Here is a 21,508-nt window from a genome sequence, read left to right on the forward strand (position 1 = left end):
TCAGCTCCTCGCGCCGGCGTCGTCCGACGATGCGTCCTCGCCGCCGCTCGCACCCGTGGGGGGGGTAAACCTGCACGACAGCACGAAACTCACGCCCTCGGGAACGCGCTGGGTGGTGCCCATGGTCACGTCGGAGAAGAAGGAGGAGTCGCGCAGGTTGTTGTAGAAGTTGCTGACAGCATTGAACGTAGTAGCCTTGCCGCGCACCCGGATACCGCCGTCCCGCTCCTCGAGCCCCTCGAGCCAGAGGAACTCGGGAAGCTGGCGGCTGATCTGGTCGAGCAGGTGGACGGGTACGCGCTGACGACGCTTGAGTTCGGAGATCAGCGCGACACGCTGCTCGAGAGCGTCCTTCTTGGCCTGCCGCTCGTCGACAGTCCTCAGGGCCTGCTCGACTTCCTTGAGGTCCTCTTCAGCCTGGGCCAGATCCTGCTTGAGGGTCTCGATCCGGTTGCCGAGGGTGTACCAGCTGACCCCGATGTAGCCGAAGGTCAGCAGCATCACCACGATCCACACCACACCGATGGTCGAAATCCCGCCGAAGCTGATCTTCGGGCCTTCCTTGGTCGTCTTGTCTTGCTCGAGCAGGTTGATCCGAATCATCGGTCACCCACCTTTCGCAGGGCGAGGCCCACGGCCACCGCGGTATCGGGTCCGGCATCCCCAAATTGGCTTTCCAGGCGCGCCGGCAGCCGGACCTGGCGGAACGGGTCGAGTTGGTGCACAGCCGCACCGAAACGCTCACCCAGGGCCTGCTGAAGTCCCGGAAGGCGGGAGCCGCCCCCGGTGAGGTAAATCGCGTCCACCGGGGCTTCGCTGCCGGCGAAAGCCTTGACGAAGTCCACGGTGCGCTGAATCTCGTTACCCAGTTCCTCGTTGACGGAGCCCAGAATCGCCGACACCTGCTCGCCGGGAACGCCCTCCACCGCCTCGCCCCGCTTGGCCGCCTCGGCCTGCTCCCGCGAGAGGCTCAGTTCCCGCTGAATCGTGTCGGAGTACTGGTTGCCCCCGATGGAGATGTCTCTCCAGAACACCGAGGTCCCGTCCTGCAGGATCGAAACGCTGGTCACGGAAGCTCCGATGTCGATCAGGGCCGCCGACGGGGGCATCTCGTCGCGGTAGTTGACCTCGAAGCAGTTGAGGGCGGCGAAGGTGCCCACGTCCACCGTCGCCGGCTCCAGGCCGGCCTGACCGATGACGGAAGTGTAGTCGTCGATCTTGTCCTTGCGGGCCGCGACGAGAATCACGTCCATGTTCCCCTCGCCGGCCAGGGAGGATCCCTCGAGCACGTGGTAGTCCAGGGAGACCTCCTGCATGTTGAAGGGGATGTACTGCTCGGCCTCCCAGCGGATCTGTTCGGCGAGTTCCTGCTCACTCATGGTGGGCAGGTTGATCCGCCGGATGATCACCGACGGCCCGCTGAGAGCCGTGGCGACGCGCCGGTTGCGGATCTTGCCATAGGTCCAGATCCGCCTGAGAGTCTCCACCACCAGGCCGGCATCCATGATGGTGCCGTCCACGATGGCTTCCTGGGGCAAGGGCTCGGTGGCGATGGACTGGACCTCCCAGCCCTTGTTTCTCCCGAGATCCTTGAGCTCGACCACCTTGATGGAGCTGTCGCCGATGTCGAGCCCCACCAGGTCCTTCGACCGCCCAAAGAGCATCCGTCAACCTCCGCAGGATCCGCCAGCCGCTGGGCTGCCGCCGGACGGGACCGAAAGTAAGCGATACAGACAGGGCCGGTCAAGGCGGCCTCAGGCAAACCTGGACAATTAAAGGCTCATTCGAACCATTTCGTCCACCGATCCTGCCAGATTCGCTCCTGCTCGGAACCCGCCGGAGCTTTCCCTGGAGCCCCGGATCTTCCTCTCGCAGCCGCCGGAAATGCCCTGTCGTCAGGCGGAAGACAGGGCCCCCAAGAATCCGGCAGGCCTTCTCGCGGCGAATATAGGTCCCCCGGGGACCACGGCAAGCCGGGCCTCGGCACCCGTTCCCCGGCCGGGAAGACGAGAAAGAGGAAAAGAGGAAAAGCGGAGAGGGGGGGCGGATTCAGTCGACCCGGGCGACGGCGTCGATCTCGACCAGGGCGTCCTTGGGCAGACGGCTGACCTCCACCGCCGCCCGAGCCGGCCGGTGGGTGCCGAAGAACTCCTGGTAGACCTCGTTCATCTCATCGAAGCCGTCGAGATCCGCCAGGTAGACCTGGCACTTGAGCACCTGCTCGAGGCTGCTTCCCGCCGCCTCCAGCACGGCCTTGAGGTTGCTCAAGACCCGGCGAGTCTGGCCGGCCACCCCTCCGCCCACCATCGCCCCGGTGGCGGGATCGAGGGCGATCTGGCCCGAACAGAAGACGAGCTGGCCGGCTACCACGGCCTGGCTGTAAGGGCCGATGGCGGCAGGCGCCTGAGTCGTAGCCACGGTCTTGATCGTCATCCGCTGTCCTCCTCGAAAAAACCGTTGTCCCGCCGGCGCCCTCAGGAGCGGGCCTGGCGCGGAGAGATGCGGGTCACCCGGCGCACACCCTCGATGCGGCGGATCCGCTCGATCAGGCGCTCGACCTGCCGCCGGTTCTCCACCTCGGCAATGATCGTAATGGTCCCCTGACCGTCGTCGCTCACCCCCGCGTCGGCATGCCGGATGTTGATCTTCTCCTGCTCGAGCAGATCGGCGACCCGGGCCAGGCGCCCCGGGCGATTGGCGGTTTCCACCCGGATGCCGACCTCGAAGCGGTCGGTCTCGCTGCCCGAGGCCCACGCCACCTCGATCCGCCGGTCCTCATCGACCAGCAAGGCTTCCAGGTTGGGGCATTCTTCGGTATGCACCGAAACCCCCCGCCCCCGGGTGACATAGCCCACGATCGCATCCCCCGGAATCGGGTTGCAGCAGCGTGCCAGGTTGACCATGGTATCGCCCAGGCCGTGAACCAGGACCTTGTCCCGGTTACGGCCCAGCACCCGGCCCACCCGGCGGAAAAGGGATGAACCGGCCGACTCCCGGGCCCCGGTGGGCACCGCCAGGGAGACGAAGTGGGCCGGGGTGATCTTTCCCGTGCCCAGGGCGGCGAGCAGGTCATCCATGCTCGCCAGCTTCAAGGTCCGCAGGGCCTGGTCGCGCCCCTCCTCGGGTAGGGCCTTGGGGCGCAAGCCCAGTTTGCGCAGCTCCTTTTCCAGCATCGAGCGCCCCAGCTCGATCGATCGCTCCCGCTCGACCCGCCTGAGATAGGCGCGGATCTTGGCCCGAGCGCGCCCCGTACGAACCACCGTCAGCCAATCCCGGCTGGGCTTCCCATCGGCCTGGGTCAGGACCTCGACGATGTCTCCGTTGGCCAGCGGCGTCTTCAGCGGCACCAGGCGCCCGTTGACCTTGGCCCCCATGCAGCGGTGCCCCACCTCCGTGTGAATCGCGTAGGCGAAATCGATCGGCGTGGCGCCGGCGGGGAGGTCGATGACCTTGCCCCGGGGCGTGAAGACGTGGACGTCGTCCTGGAACAGGTCGCGCATCAGGTTGCGACTGAACTCCCGCGGTTCGCTGACGTCACCCTGCCAATCCTTGACCGCGCGAAGCCACTCGGCCCCGGCGGTCTCTTTCTCGGTCAGCTGGCCGCGCTCCTTGTATTTCCAGTGGGCCGCGATGCCGTGCTCGGCCAGCTCGTGCATCTCCCGGGTACGGATCTGGACTTCGAAGGGCAGCCCCTTTTCGGACATGACGGAGGTGTGCAGGGACTGGTAGAGGTTGGGTTTGGGAACGGCGATGTAGTCCTTGATCCGGCCCGGCACGGGGGGCCAGATGGAATGGATGATCCCCAACGCACCGTAGCAGTCCTTGACCGACCTGGTGATCAGGCGAAAAGCCAGGACATCATAGACCTCGTCCACGTCGATGCCCTGGTCCTGCATCTTCTTGTGGATCGAGAAGACGCTCTTGATCCGGCCGCTGATTTCGGCCTCGATCCCGCTCTCCCGCATTTTCTCTTCCAGCACCCGGCCGACGTCGCGGATCAGCGTGTCGATCAGATCCCTGCGAGCGGCGAGGTGGGCGTGAAGATCCTGGTAGATCTCGGGCTCCCCGAAACGCAGGGACAGATCCTCGAGTTCCGACTTGATCTGTCCGAGCCCGAGCCGATTGGCCAGGGGGACGTAGATCTGCAGGGTCTCGCCCGCGATGCGCTGCTGCTTGTGCGGGGGCAGGTGGCCCAGGGTCCGCATGTTGTGCAGGCGGTCGGCCAGCTTGACCAGCACCACCCGCACGTCGTCCACCATCGCCAGGATCATCTTCCGCAGGTTGGCGGCCTGCCGATCGGCATCGGTGGCGAACTCCAGCTTCTTCAGCTTGGTCACACCATCGACCAGCTGGTAGATCCCCTCGCCGAAACGCTGCTGAAGTTCTTCGGCGGTGGCCCGGGGATCGGCCGCGTCCTCGATGGTGTCGTGAAGCAGGCCCGTGGCCACGGTAGCTTCGTCCAGTTCGAGGTCGGCCAGGATGTAGGCCACGGCCAGCGGGTGGATCAGGTAGGGCTCGCCGGAGTAGCGACTCTGCCCCCGGTGGACCATCGCGGAGAAGATGTAGGCCCGGCGCAACAGCTCGGTGTCCGCCGCCGGGCGATACTGCTCCATCCTCTCCTGGATGTCTTCGAATCGAATCACGTCAGGGCTCGGCACCGACCACGCTGGATCATGGTGAATTATAGCCCGCATCGTTCATCGGCCTTCGAGTCCGGGCGCCGCGTGGACCGAAGGGTGGATGGGGATGGCGGAACCGGGCATGGGCCGGAAACACCACGGGGCGGCCCCGGCCGCCCCGCGACTGCGCACCGGCGGGAGCCGCCGGTCAGCTATTGACCTTCCTGGCCCCGCGGGGGATCCCCGACCGGGTACGGGAGAGGGTCTTGCCCGGGAAGAGCTTGCGCCAGATCAGCAGTACCGGGCTGGCGATGTAGATCGACGAGTAGGTCCCGACCACGACGCCGATGAGCAGGACAAAGGCGAAGGGATGGATCACCGGCCCACCCCAGGCATAGAGCGCGAACACCGCCAGGAGGGTCGTCAACGAAGTGATCAGGGTTCTCGAGAGGTTCTGGTTGATCGAGAGATTGATCACTTCCAGCAGCGCTCCCGAACCTCGAGCCTTGAGGTTCTCGCGGATCCGGTCGAAAACCACGATGGTGTCGTTGACCGAGTAGCCGACCAGCGTCAGGAAGGCCGCCACAACGGGCAGGTTGGCCTCCATGCCGGCCAGGGAAAAGGCCCCGAGGGTCAGGATCGTGTCGTGCACCAGGGCGAGGATCGCCGCCAGGCCCCACTGGAACTGGAAGCGGATCCAGATGTAGATCAGCATGCCTCCGAGAGCGCCGAAGATCGCTCCCACGGCCTTGTCGCGCATCTCGCTCGACACGGAAGCTTCGATGAACTCCTGACCACGCAGGGCAAAAGGCCCGAGAAAGGTCTTTTCCCGCAGGAAGCCATGGATCGTCTCGTCGACGCCCTCGATGGCCTCGACCTCCTCCATGCTGCGGAACAGGCCGCCGCCCTCACGGCGCACCTTGGTGATCGCCGAGGCCGCCGCCATCGCCGCCGGTTCGTCGAGGCCCGCGTCGGCGGCGAGGCGGTCGGCCAGGGTCACCTCGTCCACCAGGTTCAGGTCGATCAGACCCGCGGCCAGTTTGGCGGCGACCTCCTGCGGACGCAGGGCCTCGACGATCTTGGCCGCCAGGTCCGTGTGGTCCTTCGCCTCGGCGCCCTCCTCCTCCTTGGGCAGGGGCACACGAATGACGATCTCGGCGCCGCCCGTATCGCCGAAGGCGGTGACCGAACCTCCGGAGAGGTCGTTTTCGAGCAGCGCCGCACGCACATCCTCGAGGGCCGGCGCCTCGACGAACTTCAGGATCACATCGGCACCACCGGCGAACTCGACACCCTTTTCGATGCCGCGAGTGACGAGGATGCCGATGGAAGCCACCATCAGCAGGAGGGAGATCCCCAGCGAGATCCAGCGCCCCCCCATGAAGTCGAAACGCGTTTCACCTACGATTCGCATCGCCTGCTCCTCCCCTCAGATCGACAGCCGCTGCACGGGACGATCACCGATCACCAGCATGAACAAGGTTCGGCTGACGAAAATCGCCGTGAAAAGCGACGCGACGATGCCCACACTGAGGGTCACGGCGAATCCCCGCACCGGTCCCGTTCCATACTGGAAGAGGAACAGAGCGGCGATCAGCGTGGTGATATTGGCATCGAAAATAGCGGACAGGGCCTTGGAAAAACCGGCGTCCAGGGCGCCCTTGACAGTCTTGCCGGAACGGAGTTCCTCTCGCACGCGCTCGAAGATCAGCACGTTGGCGTCCACGGCCATGCCGACGGTGAGGATGAAGCCTGCGATTCCCGGCAAGGTCAGGGCCGCCCCCACCGAGGCCATCGCCGCCGCCACCAGCAGAAGATTGAGCAGCAGAGCGATGACGGCGTTGAGGCCGGAGAGCTTGTAGTAGAGCAGCATGAACAGCATCACCAGGACAAAGCCGATGCCCGCGGCCCGAATGCCGGCCTGGATCGAATCCCAGCCCAGCGAGGGTCCCACCGTCCGTTCCTCGATGGTGATCATGCGAGCGGGCAGGGCTCCGGCCCGCAGGACCAGAGCCAGGTCCTCGGCCTCTTCGAAGGTGTAATCCCCCGTGATCCGACCGCTGCTGCCGATTTCAGACTCGATCACGGGGGCGGTGGCGATCTTGCGATCGAGAATCACGGGCATGTAGCGCTGGATATTGGCCCGCGTGAATTTCGCGAACCGATCCGCAGCCCTGACCCTCAGCTGGAAGTCCACCTCCCAGCGACCCCACTGCTGGTCCTTGCGGGCCTGGGCGTTCTGCAGATCGGCGCCCGTCACGGCGGCCGTCTTCTCCACGGCCCAGAACTCGGCGATTTGTTTCTCTCCGGTCTCGGGATTCTTGCGTTCGAGGGGCAGCACTTCCACCCCCGGGGGCAGGCTGCCGCCAAGCTGCCGGATGACATCTTCTTCGCTGCTGCCGCGGAACGGACCGCTGCCATCGGGCGCGTAGTAGGCCAGCCGCAACTCCAGCTTGGCCTGGGCCTGAATGATCCGCTTGACCCGCGATGGATCTTCCACGCCGGGCAACTCGACGAGAATGCGATCGGCTTCTCCGGTTCCGATGCGCTGGATGTTGGGCTCCGCCACGCCGAACTCGTCGATCCGGTTGCGCACGGTGGTCAGGGCCTGCTTGACAGCCTGGTCCCGCAACCCGGTTTTCTCGCGCTCGGACATGGACATGACGATGCGGTCGCCGTCGACGGCCACACTCCAACTCTCGAACTCCTCGTCGATGATCGACTGGGCCGTGCTCAACCGATCGCCGGGGATGCCGTTGACCACCACCTGGCCCAGCTCCTCGCCCAGGATGGCCCGTGCCTGGGGATAGCCCTCCGCGCGCAGCTTCTCGCCGATCTGGGTGGCGACCAGGTCGCACTGGGCCTTGATCGCGTCATTGGTGACGACCTGCATCACCAGGTGGGATCCACCCTTGAGGTCGAGGCCGAGGTACATGTTGAGGAACGGACGGCCTTCCTCCGGACGGGGCCAGGCGTTCCACGCCGCCCAGACCAGCACGGCGGCGATGACGATCAATCTCCAGGTCGTTGCCTTCACGAGGACTCCTCCCCTTGCTTGCCGGCGATATGGCTCCGCAGAACGGTGACCTCCACCCCCGTCCCCAGTTTGAGCCGCACCGTCCCCTCATCGACGCCGACCACGGTTCCCAGCAGGCCGCCGTTGGTGACCACCTTGTCGCCGGCCTGGAGGGCGTCGATCATCGCCTGGTGCTGTTTTTGCCGGCGGCGGGCCGGCATGATCAGGAGCACGTAGAAGATCACGGCGATGATCCCCAGCATGACGAGCTGGGAGAAGAAGGCGCCGGAGGGGGCTCCAGGTGACTGGGCGAACAGGATCGCGACCATCTGCGGATTTCCTCTTCTTGTTGTGGGCTTTGCCACAGCGCCCGCACCGGCACGAGGCCACGCGGAGCCCGTGCCCGGGACACTGTCGACCCGGGGGACCACAAGCGGCACATGATGGACGGTTCCCGCGCCGCTGGCAAGCTCCCCCCCGCAGGACTCGCGGACCGGGGGAGCGCCGGTGAATACCCTGACCTCCCGACGCCTTGCGGAGTGGGCCGGATTGGCCCACGGCTTTGTCCCGAACCTGGCATCGGGCCCCCGCCCGGCCCCATGGCGGCCGATCCAGGTTCACGGGAGCCGGATCGCCCGCCCTGCCACCGGGGCCGAGGAGCCGCGGGAGGCGGATGCCGCCGTGGTTCCGGCCGGGGGGCCCGCCGTGGGCGTGATCACCGCCGACTGCGTGCCCCTCCTGCTCGCCGGCCCGACGGGCGCCGCCGCCGCGGTCCACGCCGGCTGGCGCCCGGTGGCCGCGGGCATCGTCGAGGGCGCGGTGGCCGCCATGGAGGCCCTGGGCTCCCCCGCCCCGTCCCTGGTCGCCGCCCTGGGGCCGGCCGCGGGGGGCTGCTGCTACCAGGTGGGGACCGAGGTCGTCGAGGCGCTCTCCAGCCCTGGCAGGGCCCGGCTCGACGGCGCCGACCGGTTCCGGCTCGACCTGCGGGGGGTGGTCAGGGACCGGCTGGTGGCCCTGGGAGTCGACCCCCTCCGGGTGGATGTGGTGGGCCCCTGCACGATCTGCTCGGCGGGCTGGCCATCCTGGCGGCGCCAGGGGCCCGCCGCGGGCCGGGCGCTGGCCTGGATCGCTCCCGCCCCGGGCTGAGACCTTTTTCTTCCGCCCGCCGACGCCCATATTCATCGGTGCCGCCAGGAGGAACCAGGGCGGCGGCTTCGAGGAAGTCGACGGCACCGGCCGCCGGAGCTCCCCGGGGGCTTTCGCCACGGGATCCCGGCCGGGGCGGAGCGCCGGGAACGAGGCGCTGATGCATAATCCGCCTTCAGGCAGCATGAGGAGAACACCCTGATGCCCTCCATCCATGATTTCTCGATCCAGACCCTTGGTGAGCCTCGCTTTGTCTCCCCCATGCCCCTGGGAGAGACTCCCGGGGAGGGAGGGGCGGATTTCGTCCACGAGGAGAGCCGGGTGCTCTTCCACCTGGATACCGCCCGCCTGGCCGAGGACCTCGGTCTCGGCGAGCCCCCTTCCCTCGAGCGGGCCGGGCCCCGGCACCATGTCTACTTCCACGGGCCCGAGGTCCGCGCCGCGGTGGTCACTTCGGGGGGCTTGTGTCCCGGCATCAACGACGTGGTCCGCTCGATCGTGCTGACCCTCGTCCATCACTACGGGGCCCGGGAAATCCTGGGCATCCGCTATGGCCTGCGGGGTTTCGTAGACAAGGTGGAGACACCGATCCGCCTGACCCCGGAGGAAGTCAAGTACGTCCACCTCCAGGGCGGCTCCTTCCTCGCCTCCTCCCGGGGAACCCCGCCGGTAGAGGAGATCGTCCGTTTTCTCGACCGCCAGGCGATCCAACTGCTGTTCATGATCGGCGGCGACGGGACACAGAAAGCCGTGGCGGCGATCACCCGGGGCGTCCTGGAGGCAGGGCTCAAGACGGCCGTGATCGGCATCCCGAAGACCATCGACAACGATATCCTGTACGTGGACCAGACCTTCGGCTTCAGCACGGCTGTCTCCCGGGCCCGGGAAGCGATCCACGCCGCCCACGCCGAGGCCCAGGGGGCCTACAACGGTGTCGGTCTCGTGCGACTGATGGGCCGGGACTCGGGCTTCATCGCCGCCCAGGCGGCCCTCGCGTCGGGAGAGGCCAACTTCGTACTGATCCCCGAGGTTCCCTTCGATCTCGACGGCCCCGAAGGCTTTCTCGCCGTCCTGCACCGTCGCCTGCTGGCCCGCCGCCATGCCCTGGTGGTGGTCGCGGAGGGCGCCGGCCAGCACTACCTGGCCGCGGAGGCCGAGAAACGGGGACAGGACGCCTCGGGCAATCAGCGCCTGGGCGACATCGGCCGCTACCTCCGCGGCCGCATCGAGAGCTATTTCCGCGAGCGGGATCTACCCGTGACGGTCAAATACATCGACCCCGGATACGTGATCCGCTCGGCCCCGGCCAACGCCTCGGACGCCACGTACTGCCAGCGCCTGGGCCAGAACGCGGTCCATGCCGCGATGGCGGGCCGTACCGGGATGATGGTGGGTCGGATTCATGGCGAGCAGGTTCACGTGCCCGTACGGGAGGTGACCCGGGGCCGCAAGCGGCTCCACCCCGAGCATCCGCTCTGGCGCGCCGTTCTCCAGGGCACCGGTCAGCCCCTGCAAATGACCAATCCCTGACCCGAAACACGCGGGACGGGTTGCCGCCACGGAGAATCGTCCCGATAATGTGCGCCACTCGTGCGGCCCACCCCCGCCGGCTCCCCCGACAGCGGGCGGCGGCGGGGTGTCGGGGGCGGCGGCGCATCGCGGAGAGGTGCTCGAGTGGCTTAAGAGGACGGTTTGCTAAACCGTTGTAGGGGTTAAACTCTACCGTGGGTTCGAATCCCACCCTCTCCGCCATCCTTCCCCCCTGCTTTCCGCAGGGCGTTCCCGTCCCGGGCGGGCGCGTTTCGCGCAGGTGAGCTTCCACAAAAAAGCGCTTCCGCGACGAGGGACTTCGCGGCATAACTTAGGGCACCGCCATACCCTATTGGGAGATCGTCGTGCGCCTGCCCCCCCTCCTTTCGTTCCGCCTCGTTCCCTTTCTGCCCCTTGTGCTGCTGCTCGCCGGCCCGCAAACCTTCGGCCAGGTGACGCGCATCGCCGACGAGGAGCACCAGGTGATCGAAAGTCCCCACCCCTATCCCGCGGGACTCCCCGAGGGGCGGGTGGTCTGGTCGACCACCCTGAGCTGGCCCGAAGCCTCCTACATCGCCGTGCATTTCGAACGCTTCGAGCTGGCCGAGGGCGACGAGCTGATCCTCTCCGACCCCACGGGACGCAGCCGGCACCGCTACACGGGGCGGGGTCCCGGCGAACGGGGCGGCGGGTTCTGGGGCCTGTCGATCCTCGGCGAGACGATGGAAATCCGCCTGATCTCCTACAACCCCGACCGGCAGGCCTTCGGCCTGGTCATCGACCGCTGGGCCCACGGCTTTCCCCTCGACGGGGGCGGAGGGGAGCCCGACGCCCTGTGCGGCACCGAGGATTTCCGCGACGTGGAGTGCTACAAGGACAGCTATCCCACCGAGTACGACGTGGCCCGCCGGACCGTGCGCCTGATCAAGAACGGCTCCGCCCACTGCACCGGCTGGATCGCCTCCTGCGAGAACCACATCATCACCAACGAACACTGCGTCGGCTCCCAGGCGGAACTGGACCAGATCGAGTTCCAGTTCGAATACAAGCGTCCGGCCTGCGGTTCCGGCAGCCCGACCGTCGACCTCCAGCTCCAGGGCGGCACCCTGCTCGAAGTCGACGCCGGACTGGACTACGCCCTGATCCTGCCCGACCTGGCGGGCAACGACCCCCAGGCGACTTACGGCTTCATGCAGTGGGACGTGAGGCTGCCGGACATCGACGAGTTGATATACATCCCCGGCCATCCCTCGGGGGATCCCAAACGCCTGTCGGTGGAGAGCAGTGATGCCCACGACGAGTCGGGACGCTGCGAGGTCTTCTCCACCACCGAGCCCGCCTGCACCGGTGGCCCGGTGGACGACGTAGGCTACTACTGCGACACCGAGGGCGGTTCGTCGGGGTCGGCCGTGGTCTCCGCCGTCTCCCACGCGGTCATCGCCCTGCACCACTGCGCCAACTGCCCCAACCGCGGCGTGCCGATCGTCGATGTCTACAACGACATCCAGGCCTCGGCCCATCCCCTGCCGACCTGCGTGACATGTCAACCGGCGGGGGTGCCCCAGGACCTGGTGGCCTCGACACCGGCGGACAACCAGGTGCTCCTCGACTGGTCGACGGTGGCCGACGCGGCGCTCTACCACGTCTACCGCAACGACACGACCTGCGCCGATCCGATGACCGAAGTGGGCACGAGCACGACACCCAGCTTCCTCGACGAGAACGTGGCGGGCCACGTCACGTACAACTACAAGGTCACCGCCGCCAGCGACTGCGATGCGGAGTCGGACTTTTCCAACTGCGCCACCGTGACCCCCACCGGTGTGTGCAGCGAGCCCCCCCGTTTTGCCGGCATCGGATCCGCCGACAGCGCGCGGGAGGGTGCCTGCGGCATCGACCTGGGCTGGGAGGCCGCGACGGCCCGCTGCGGCACGGTGACGTACAACGTCTACCGCTCCCTGTTCCCCGATTTCGAGCCTGCCTCCGGCAACCTGGTCGCGAGTTGCGTGGCCGGCACGACCTATCGCGACACGGACGTGCTCTCCCGGGTCACCTACTACTACACGGTCCGCGCCGAGGATGACTCCGGCTTCGGCCGGGGACCCTGCAACGCGGGCAACGAAGACTCCAACCCGGTGACCCTCGCGGCGGCGGCCACGGGACCGGAAGACATCTTCTACAGCGACGATTTCGAAACGGGAGGCAGCGGCTGGGTCCTCGAAGGGGAATGGCAGATCGGCGTTCCGCAGGGCAAGGGCGGGACCGATGGCGGAGGCTCCGGCCGGCCGGACCCCACCCAGGCCCTCTCGGGGGCCTACGTGCTGGGCCACGATATCAGCGGCAGCGGTGCTTTCCCGGGCAACTACGAAAACGGGTTGGGTTCACCCGAGAACGCGATCTCCCCCGCCATCGACACCACCGGCCGTGACGAGGTCCGGTTGCGCTTCCACCGCTGGCTCAACGTGGCGTCTCCCGCCGACCCGGCGGTGGTGGAAGGCTTCGACGGCAACTCGTGGACTCCGCTGTGGAGCAGCCCCGACGCCCCTCTCTACGACGACGCGTGGACGCTGGTCGACATCGACGCCACCGCCGGCCTGGCCGGTGCGGCGGGAGCGAGAATCCGCTTCGCCCAGTCCAGCGACTCTTCCGGCGTGGCCGCGGGCTGGAACGTGGACCGGGTGGAACTCTATCAGCCCACCTCCTGCACGAGCAGCACGCCGAATCTACCCGCGGTGCCCGACGGCAAACATGCGGGCAGCGCCATGACCGCCGAGAAATTCGTCGCCGACGGCAGCCGGGTCGACGTGCAGTGGGACGTGCATACCTGCCCCGGGCCGGCCTATCACCTCTTTCACGGCGACAGCGACAACCTGCCCACCTACGGTTACAGTGACGGCGTGTGCCAACTCGACACGAGCGGCCGGGCCACCGTGCCCCTGCCGGATCCGGCCGCCGGCCACTTCCTCTGGTGGGTGATCGTCAGCGCCGACGGCGACACCGAAGGTATCCACGGCTACAACTCCGCCGGCGGCATCCGCCCGGCCCGGGGCGAAGGCCTGTGCGGCATCCTCGACCAGTCCAACTCCGGAAGCTGCCCATGAATTCGAGTTCCATCCTCCACGTCCGGCACCGGCGCAGCCTGCAAACCTTGTTCCTGCTCTCGATCCTGGTCGTCGCGGCCGGCCTCGCGACGGCGCAAGTCGTCCAGGTGGGAGAGGAGGTGGAACAGACCATCACCACGCCCCACCCCTACCCGGCGGGCTCGGAGCAGGGAGAAGTGGTCTGGCGCTACACCCTCTCCCATCCGGGAGCGAGCTACATCGCCGTGCATTTCGATCGTTTCGAGCTGGCTCCCGGCGACACGCTGGTGCTTTCCGACCCCTCCGGCCGCCAGCACCACGTCTACCGCGAACGGGGACTCGCCGGCCGCGGGGGCCATTTCTGGGGCCTGTCGATCTTCGGCGAGACCATGGAGCTGACTCTCGTCTCCCGCCAGGCCACCCCCGGTGCCTGGGGACTCGAGATCGACCGTTGGGTCCACGGCTTCCCCGAGGGGCAGGGCCCGCCGGAACCCGACGCCCTCTGCGGCGCCGAAGATTTCAGGGACATGGAGTGCTACAAGGACACCTACCCGGAGGAGTATCAGAAGGCCCGGGCCGTGGTGCGCCTGCTGAAGAACGGCTCGGCCCACTGCACCGGCTGGCTGGCTTCCTGCGAGAACCACATCATCACCAACGAGCACTGCGTCGGATCCCAGGCCGAGCTGGACCAGATCGAGTTCCAGTTCGAATACAAGCGCCCGGCCTGCGGCTCGGGTACGGCGAGCGCGGAGCTACAGCTCCAGGGCGGCACCCTGCTCGAAGTGCAGGCGGGACTGGACTATGCCCTGATCCTGCCCGACCTGGCGGGCCAGGATCCCCAGGCCACCTACGGCTTTCTTCAGATCGACAACCGCCTGCCCGACATCGGCGAGGTGATGTACATCGCCCACCACCCCTCCGGCGATCCCAAGCGGCTGTCCATCGAAAGCACCGACAGCCACGACCCCTCCGGCCGCTGCGAGGTCTTCTCCACCACCGAACCCGCCTGCACCGGCGGCCCGGTGGACGACGTGGGTTATTACTGCGACACCGAAGGCGGCTCGTCGGGATCCCCGGTCCTCTCCGCGGTCTCGCACCGGGTCATCGCTCTCCACCACTGTGCGAGCTGCCCCAACCGCGGCGTGCCGATCCGCGACGTCTACAACGACATCCAGAATTCGGCCCATCCCCTGCCGCCTTGCTCGACCTGCGATCCCGGAGCCCCGGCCACGGCACTGAGCGCCACACCCGATGGCGACAATCGCATCGCCCTCGCCTGGAGCGGCGCGGCAGACGCGGTGTCCTACAACATCTACCGCTCGACCGAGGGTTGCTCGGGCACGATGACGCTGATCGGCAGTACCTCGGCGACCGACTACCTGGACGACACCGTCTCCGGCGGCGTGACCTACTCGTACGTGGTGCGGGCGGTCAACGGCTGCGATGCGGAGGCGGCGGATTCCAACTGCGCGAGCGCTTCGACCACCGGCGGCTGTATCGACCCGCCGCTTTTCGACGGCCTGGCCTCGGCAACCAACGAGAAAGCCTCCCACTGCGCGATCGTCCTCGAGTGGACCCCCGGCAGCGCCCGTTGCGGCAGCGCCGTGCGCTACAACATCTACCGCTCGCTGCTCCCGGGCTTCGCTCCGGATGCCGCCAACCGTATCGCGACCTGCGTGGAAGGCACCACCTACCGCGACACGGGGCTTTCAAACGGCACCGATTACCACTACATCGTGCGGGCCGAAGATGACTCCGGCGACGGAGCGGGGCCTTGCGGTGCGGGTAACGAGGAGGGCAACACCACCGAACGGACGGCGATGCCCACAGGACCCGACGAGGTCTTCTATGCCACCGGCTTCGAGCAAAACGGCGGATGGACCCTGGAGGGAGAATGGCAGATCGGCGCCCCCTCCGCCCGGGGAGGTTCGGCCGACGGCGGCAGCGGGAACGCCGATCCGGCCACGGCCTTTGCCGGGACGGGGGTGCTGGGCAGCGATCTCGACGGCCTGGGCAGCCAACCCGGCAACTACGAGAACTCCATCGCGCCGGCGGAGTACGCCACGAGCCCCGCCTTCGACACCACCGGTCGCAGCCAGGTCTTCCTGCGCTACCGACGCTGGCTGGGCGTCGAACGCAGTCGTTACGACCAGGCCACCGTGGAGGTCTTCGACGCCAACAATTGGGTCGAGGTCTGGAGCAACGACGACACCAGCTTCTCCGACAACGACTGGACCCCCCAGGATCTCGACATCACGGGACCGGCGGCAGGCAAGCCCAACGCCCGCGTCCGTTTCGGCATCGCCAGCGACGGCTCGGTGATCTACAGCGGCTGGAACATCGACGAGTTGGAACTCTATTCACCCGGCAGCTGCACCGATGGCCTGCCGGGCGTCTCACCGGTCCCCGACGGCCACCTCGCACCCGGCGCCGCGATGACGGCGGCCAAGGCCGGCGCGGGGGAAGACGTCCATCTGAGCTGGGATGTCGGCACCTGCCCCAGCCAGACGTATCACCTTTTCCACGGCAAGGCCGCGGACCTGCCGGTCTATGGCTATTCGGGCGGGGTCTGCGGCTTGAATACCAGCGGCGACGACACCGTGCCGATCCCGCCTCCCGCAGCCGGCTCCTTCACCTGGTGGCTGCTGGCCGGCACGGAGGGCACGACCGAGGGCCACCACGGTTTCCGCTCCGAGGGCTCGATCCGCCCCGCCACGGGCGTCGGGCTCTGCGGTGTCCTCGACCACGACGCGTCGGGTACCTGCCCGTAATCCACCGCCCTCGGAGCACCTCCGGCTCCGCCGCCACGGCCGGCACCGAGGGCGGCGAGAGGCGCTCGAAGTCCGTGCCGCGTCTCTACCAGCCGCAGGTCCGCCCCGCGTTCTGCTCCTCGAGCCACTCCATCAGAGGCTGGAAATAGTCCTTCACCGCCGAGGCATCCATCTCGCGGCTGCCGGTCAGGGCTTCGAGAGCATCGGGCCAGGGGCGGGAGCGGCCCAGCGCCAGCATCTCCCTCAGGCGCCGGCCGGCCTCTTCGTTGCCGTAGATCGAGCAACGGTGGAGCGGCCCCCGGTAGCCGGCGGCCTCGCACAAAGCCTTGTGAAACTGGAACTGGAGGATGTGAGCCAGGAAGTAGCGCATGTAGGGCGTATTGGCCGGCACGTGATACTTGGCACCCGGATCGAAGTCGTCTTCGCTGCGGGGAACGGGCGGCGCGATACCCTGGAGTTTTTCCCGCAACTCCCACCACCCCGCGTTGTAGGCATCCGCCGGGATCTCACCCGAGAACACCTTCCATCGCCACTGGTCGACCAGCAGCCCAAAGGGCAGGAAGGCCACCTTCTCGAGGGCCGTCTTCAGCAGCCAGGCCGTATCGTCGTCAGCCGCCGTCCCGGGCCGCAGAAGACCGACCTGCTCGAGATAGGCCGGCGTGATGGACAGGGCGATGGTATCTCCCACGGCCTCGTGAAAGCCATCGTTGGCACCCTGCCGGTAGAGCGGGGAAAGGTGATCGTAGGACTGGTAGTAGAAGATGTGACCCAGTTCGTGATGAATCGTGACGAAGTCTTCCTCGTTGATCTCGATGCACATCTTGATCCGCAGATCGCCGGAAAAGTCGATATCCCAGGCACTGGCGTGGCAGACGACATCCCGGTCCCGGGGCTTGCGCAGCAGGGAGCGCTCCCAGAAAGTCCCGGGCAAGGGAGCGAAGCCGAGCGAGGTGAAAAAGCCTTCCCCGTAACGCACCATCCCTTCCGCATCGACCTCCCGCGCCTCGAGCAACGCTCCGACGTCCAGCCCGGCCTGTCCGGAAGGGGCCACCAGGTCGTAGATATGGCCCCAGCTCTGGCCCCACATGTTGCCCAGCAAGTGCGCCGGAATCGGCCCGTCTTCCGGAACCAGCGCCGAACCATAGTGTTGCCGCAGACGGGCCCGGACATAGCAATGGAGCTGCTCGTAGAGCGGACGCACCTGCTCCCAGAGCCTTTCCACTTCAAGGGCGAAGGCGTCGGGATCCATGTCATAGCCCGAGCGCCACATGGCCCCCGTATCGGCGAAGCCCAGCCCGCGGGCTCCGGCGTTGGCCAGTTCGACGAAACGCCGATACTTCTCGCGCATCGGCGGCGAGACCGTGCGCCAGCCCCGCCAGGCATCGAGCAGCGCTCGCGCATCCCGGCTGGTCGCCAGCACCTTCGACAGCTCACCGAGGTCCCGGCAACTTCCCGCCTCCCCGTCCGGGCAGTACTGGCCTCGGCCATACATGCTCTCCAGGCTCGAACTCAGGCGGGAAAGTTCAACCTGCTCCTCGGGACGCTCGGGAGCCGCCAGCGGCAGCGAGGTGCGCAACAGGGCGATCTTCCGCCGGGCATCCGCACTCATTTCGCGACCGGCGAACCGGGCGGCCTGGCGGGCCAAAGCCCCGGTTCGGGCCACCAGGCGCCGGGAGGCCTGGGCCGAGATGATCTCCGTATCGTCGGTGATGAAGTTCGCCTGGACCCAGCCGGCGCGTTCGGCATCGGTCATCAGCTCGAGCAGTTCGCTTTCCGCGGCGTGGATGAAGGCCTCAGGATCATTCTCGACAGCGGAGCCGCCGTTGCAGGCAGCCGCCAGCAGCAGGCCGGCCGCGGCGAACAGGGCGTGGATACGACTCATGGCTCTCTCCTCGGTTGCGGGATCGGGGGATTCTAGCAGCCCCGGGACAAGGTCGCGGCCCGGTGGTAAGCTGCGCGGCGACCACCCCAGTTCCAACCCGCCGGGTCATGAGCCCAGGGAGTTCGATCATGCCGGTTGCCGATTTCGCCACTTATTGCCAGATGCTGGACAACGCTCAGAAGAAAGGCTTCGCCTACCCCGCGATCAACATTTCCTCGATGATCACGGCCAACGCGGTGCTCAAGGCCTTTGCCGAAAAGCGCAGTGACGGGATCATCCAGGTCTCCACCGGCGGCGGAAAATTCGCCTCGGGCCTGGGAGTCGGCAGCGAGGCCGCCGGGGCCATCGCCCTGGCCGAATACGTCCATCGGGCCGCAGCCCATTACGACATCTACGTGGCCTTGCACACCGACCATTGCCAGGCGGAGAAGGTCGACAGTTTTCTCATCCCCCTGATCGAAGAGACGGAAAAACGCCGTGCCCGCGGCCTGCCCAACCTTTTCCAATCCCACATGTTCGATGGCTCGGCCCTGCCCCTCGACCGGAACATGGAGATCGCCGTGGGCTTGCTCGAGCGCTGCTCGAAGAGCGAGATCATCCTCGAAGTGGAAACGGGTGTCGTCGGGGGCGAGGAAGACGGCGTGAGCAACGAAGACGCGCCGCCGGAAAAACTCTACACGACGCCCGAAGACATGGTGGAAGTCTACCGCCGGCTGGGCACCGTCGAGGGGGCCCGCTACATGCTCGCCGCCACGTTCGGCAACGTCCATGGAGTCTACAAGCCGGGCAACGTGAAACTGCGGCCGAAGATCCTGGCCGAAGGACAGCAAGCCCTCAAGGAAGCCTACGGTGAACAGGCCAGGCTGTGGCTGGTCTTTCACGGCGGGTCGGGATCGACCCGCGAGGAGATCCACGAAACCATCGACTACGGCGTGGTGAAGATGAACGTGGACACGGACACCCAGTACGCCTTCACCCGCCCCATCATCGACCATATGCTGAAGAATTACGATGGCGTACTGAAAGTGGACGGTGAGGTGGGCCTGAAGAAGGTCTACGATCCCCGCTCCTACCTGAAGAAGGCCGAGGCGGGCATGTGTGAGCGCGTCAAGCAGGCCGTCGACGACCTCAAGGGAGCGGGCACGACGCTCTACCGCTGATCCGCGCCGTCTCGCCGGGCAGCGCCGTCCCCGGGATCTCTCCGCGGTCTTCGCGCCCGGCCTCCGAAAGCGGCCCCGGGGCGACCCGGCGGCTGACTCGCCCGGCGGGCCGGGTTGTGCCAACCGGCCGACCGGGGTTGTAGACTCTCCAGGGCCGGGGGGCGTTCCCGAAAGGTACCATGGCGGACTCCAAGGACCCGATCAGCAGACAGGAAGCCGACCTTTACCGGGCGATGTTCGAAAAGAACCCGGCGGTCCAGTTGCTGATCGATCCTCTCGACGGTCGCATCGTCGACGCCAATGCCGCGGCCTGCGCATTCTACGGCTGGGATCGCCAGCAGCTTCTGTCCCTCTCGGTCACGGACCTGGACATCGCCCCCGCGGGAGAAACCCCGCACTGGGTGCAACAGGCACAGGACGCACGAAAGCCCCCCCTTGTCCTGCACCACCGCCTGGCCTCGGGCGAAGTTCGGGACATGGAGAGCCACATGGGGCCGGTGTCGGTCCGGGGTCGGCGGCTGCTGCACGTGATTCTCCATGACATCACCCCGCGGATCCGCGTCGAGAAACTCAACGAGGAGCTTCTTTCCCTGGTCACCACCCTGGGCTCGGCGACGCGGCTCGACCCGGCCCTGGAAGCGATCCTCGCCACCACCCTGGCCCAGGAAGGAGTGGAGGCCGCGGGCATCCACCTGCCCGCGACGCCGGCGGCCCCGGCGGGGCTCGCGGCCCACCGCGGTTTTCCGCCGGAGCTGCTGCAAGCCCTGGAAAACGGCGTCGAAGGCGGCCCGCTCGTGGAGGTCCTGGCCTCCGAGAGCCTGGTCTTCCACGCCGTGGAAACCTTGCTCGCGCGTGGGAACCGCGGCGGCCGCCCTCCCTTCGAGGGGCTTTCCGGCATCGCCCTGCGCTCAGGGGGCGAGACGATCGCCGTCCTCGTGGTGGGCACGACCCTGGGACCGGCCTTCGGCGCCCCCGGCCGCCGGGCCATCGAGTCCATCGCCGCCCATGCCGCCGATCCTCTCGCGCGCCTTCTCGCCTCCCTGCGCCAGCGCCGGGCCGATGTCCGAAGGCAGGATTCCCGCCGGCTCGAGAGCCTGGGCCGCCTGGCCGGTGGCATGGCCCACGATTTCAACAACCTGTTGATGGGCGTCCTGGGCTACGCAGCCATGATTCGCTCCGAGATCCCCCCGGAACACCCGGCCGGCACCCACGCCCGACGCATCGAGCAGGCGGCCCGCCGGGCGGCCTCCCTCACCCGGCAGCTTCTGGCCTACGCGGGCCGGGGCCAGCTCGAACTGCGGCTCTGCGATCCCCGCGAGCTACTCGAGGGCATGCGGGAACTGCTGGCCGTCTGCGTCCCCGGGAATGCGGCCCTGACGATCGAGTCCTCCCCCCCCCTTCCCCCGATCGAGGGCGACCCCTCGCAGCTCCGCCAGGTCCTGATGAACCTGGTGACCAACGCCGCCGAAGCCCTCCCCCGGGACGGCGGTACGATCCACCTCCGGGCCAGCCGGGTCGCGCTCGGCGACAAGCCCCTGGCGGGTGCTTTTGGCGGAGAGTCCCCGGAGCCGGGAGAGTACGTGCTGCTGGAGGTCCGTGACGACGGCTGTGGCATCGCCCCCGCAGCCCTGCCCCGGATCTTCGATCCCTTCTACAGCACCAAGCCCGGTGGCCGCGGCCTGGGCCTGGCGGCCGTGGCGGGATCGGTGCTCGGCCACCGTGGCTACCTGACCGTCGATTCCACCCCGGGAGAGGGGACCACGGTGGGCGTCTACCTGCCCGTCGAGATCCGGCCCAGGACCACGGCCCCGCCCTCTCCCCCACCCGGGGCCGGACAATCCAGGCGCAGGATCCTCGTGGCGGACGACGAGGAACTGGTACGGGACTTCGTCAGCGAGGTCCTGCGGCAGGCCGGCTACAGTGTCGAGGTCGTCGACGGCGGACGAGCCGCCCTGGCCGCCTTCAGCAAGGCCCCCGCCGGCTTCGATGCGGTGCTGCTCGACATGACCATGCCCGACATGAGCGGCGGCCGCGTCTTCGAGGAACTGCGCCGGATCGACCCCGACGTCCGGGTCCTGCTTTCGAGCGGTTACACCGCCGACAATATTGCAGCGAAGGTCGAAGGCTCGTCGGCAGCGGGCTTCCTGCAAAAGCCCTACTCCGACACGGACCTGCTGCGCAAGCTCGAACAGGTGCTCGACTCCTAGCCCGTCGAGACAGCGTCTTCCGCAGCTGGCAGCGAGCTGCCGCCGGCGGCGACGAGCCCGTCTCCTCTCGGCCGCCGGTCTCCGGCGTGGTAGATTC

General features: G+C 67.5%; 14 protein-coding genes and 1 tRNA gene. 7 read left to right on the plus strand and 8 right to left on the minus strand.

Going from position 1 to position 21,508, the window contains the following annotated elements; translation table 11 throughout:
- The 7 genes from Q9Q40_13015 to yajC all read right to left on the minus strand — a co-directional run bounded on the left by Q9Q40_13015 (position 1) and on the right by yajC (position 7,964).
- Positions 1-603 (minus strand): PilN domain-containing protein, encoded by a 603-nt coding sequence (locus Q9Q40_13015; GenBank protein MDQ7008142.1) that lies wholly within the window; start codon positions 601-603, stop codon positions 1-3.
- A complete protein-coding gene (gene pilM, locus Q9Q40_13020) occupies positions 600-1,664 on the minus strand; it encodes a type IV pilus assembly protein PilM (protein ID MDQ7008143.1) in 1,065 nt (354 codons plus the stop codon). Before pilM ends, Q9Q40_13015 begins: the two co-directional genes overlap by 4 nt.
- Positions 1,665-2,049: 385 nt before the next feature.
- Positions 2,050-2,433, minus strand: coding sequence for a Rid family detoxifying hydrolase (locus Q9Q40_13025; GenBank protein MDQ7008144.1), 384 nt, complete (start codon positions 2,431-2,433; stop codon positions 2,050-2,052).
- Positions 2,434-2,474: 41 nt separating this feature from the next.
- Positions 2,475-4,643, minus strand: a complete 2,169-nt coding sequence (locus Q9Q40_13030) for a bifunctional (p)ppGpp synthetase/guanosine-3',5'-bis(diphosphate) 3'-pyrophosphohydrolase (GenBank protein ID MDQ7008145.1) — start codon at positions 4,641-4,643, stop codon at positions 2,475-2,477.
- Positions 4,644-4,827: 184 nt separating this feature from the next.
- The gene (gene secF, locus Q9Q40_13035; GenBank protein ID MDQ7008146.1) at positions 4,828-6,033 is read right to left on the minus strand and encodes a protein translocase subunit SecF; all 1,206 of its coding nucleotides are present in this window, start codon (positions 6,031-6,033) and stop codon (positions 4,828-4,830) included.
- 15 nt (positions 6,034-6,048) lie between these two features.
- Positions 6,049-7,656 carry a protein translocase subunit SecD gene (secD, locus tag Q9Q40_13040; GenBank protein ID MDQ7008147.1) on the minus strand — a complete coding sequence of 536 codons (1,608 nt, stop codon included), beginning with the start codon at positions 7,654-7,656 and terminating at the stop codon, positions 6,049-6,051.
- Positions 7,653-7,964 carry a preprotein translocase subunit YajC gene (gene yajC / locus Q9Q40_13045; protein MDQ7008148.1) on the minus strand — a complete coding sequence of 104 codons (312 nt, stop codon included), beginning with the start codon at positions 7,962-7,964 and terminating at the stop codon, positions 7,653-7,655. Before yajC ends, secD begins: the two co-directional genes overlap by 4 nt.
- A gap of 178 nt (positions 7,965-8,142) precedes the next feature.
- On the opposite strand from yajC, the gene Q9Q40_13050 reads away from it, so the two are divergent.
- The 5 genes from Q9Q40_13050 (at position 8,143) to Q9Q40_13070 (ending at position 16,162) form a co-directional block, all read left to right on the plus strand.
- The gene (locus tag Q9Q40_13050; GenBank protein MDQ7008149.1) at positions 8,143-8,781 is read left to right on the plus strand and encodes a polyphenol oxidase family protein; all 639 of its coding nucleotides are present in this window, start codon (positions 8,143-8,145) and stop codon (positions 8,779-8,781) included.
- Between the two features lie 201 nt (positions 8,782-8,982).
- Positions 8,983-10,311, plus strand: a complete 1,329-nt coding sequence (locus Q9Q40_13055) for an ATP-dependent 6-phosphofructokinase (GenBank protein MDQ7008150.1) — start codon at positions 8,983-8,985, stop codon at positions 10,309-10,311.
- Positions 10,312-10,441: 130 nt separating this feature from the next.
- Positions 10,442-10,533, plus strand: a tRNA-Ser gene (locus Q9Q40_13060).
- Between the two features lie 143 nt (positions 10,534-10,676).
- On the plus strand, positions 10,677-13,412 hold the full coding sequence (locus Q9Q40_13065) for a trypsin-like peptidase domain-containing protein (protein ID MDQ7008151.1): 2,736 nt from the start codon (positions 10,677-10,679) through the stop codon (positions 13,410-13,412).
- A complete protein-coding gene (locus tag Q9Q40_13070) occupies positions 13,409-16,162 on the plus strand; it encodes a trypsin-like peptidase domain-containing protein (protein ID MDQ7008152.1) in 2,754 nt (917 codons plus the stop codon). Before Q9Q40_13065 ends, Q9Q40_13070 begins: the two co-directional genes overlap by 4 nt.
- Before the next feature lie 85 nt (positions 16,163-16,247).
- Here Q9Q40_13070 and Q9Q40_13075 read toward each other — a convergent pair whose 3' ends face one another.
- Positions 16,248-18,044, minus strand: a complete 1,797-nt coding sequence (locus Q9Q40_13075; GenBank protein MDQ7008153.1) for a M2 family metallopeptidase — start codon at positions 18,042-18,044, stop codon at positions 16,248-16,250.
- 128 nt (positions 18,045-18,172) lie between these two features.
- On the opposite strand from Q9Q40_13075, the gene fbaA reads away from it, so the two are divergent.
- Complete coding sequence (gene fbaA, locus Q9Q40_13080; protein ID MDQ7008154.1) at positions 18,173-19,204, plus strand: class II fructose-bisphosphate aldolase; 1,032 nt, start codon at positions 18,173-18,175, stop codon at positions 19,202-19,204.
- Positions 19,205-19,383: 179 nt separating this feature from the next.
- Entirely contained in the window at positions 19,384-21,411 is a 2,028-nt protein-coding gene (locus Q9Q40_13085) for a response regulator (GenBank protein MDQ7008155.1), read from the plus strand.
- The last annotated feature ends 97 nt before the right edge of the window (positions 21,412-21,508 follow it).

The sequence above is a fragment of the Acidobacteriota bacterium genome (assembly GCA_030949985.1).
In the GTDB taxonomy this organism is placed as follows: domain Bacteria; phylum Acidobacteriota; class Polarisedimenticolia; order J045; family J045; genus JALTMS01.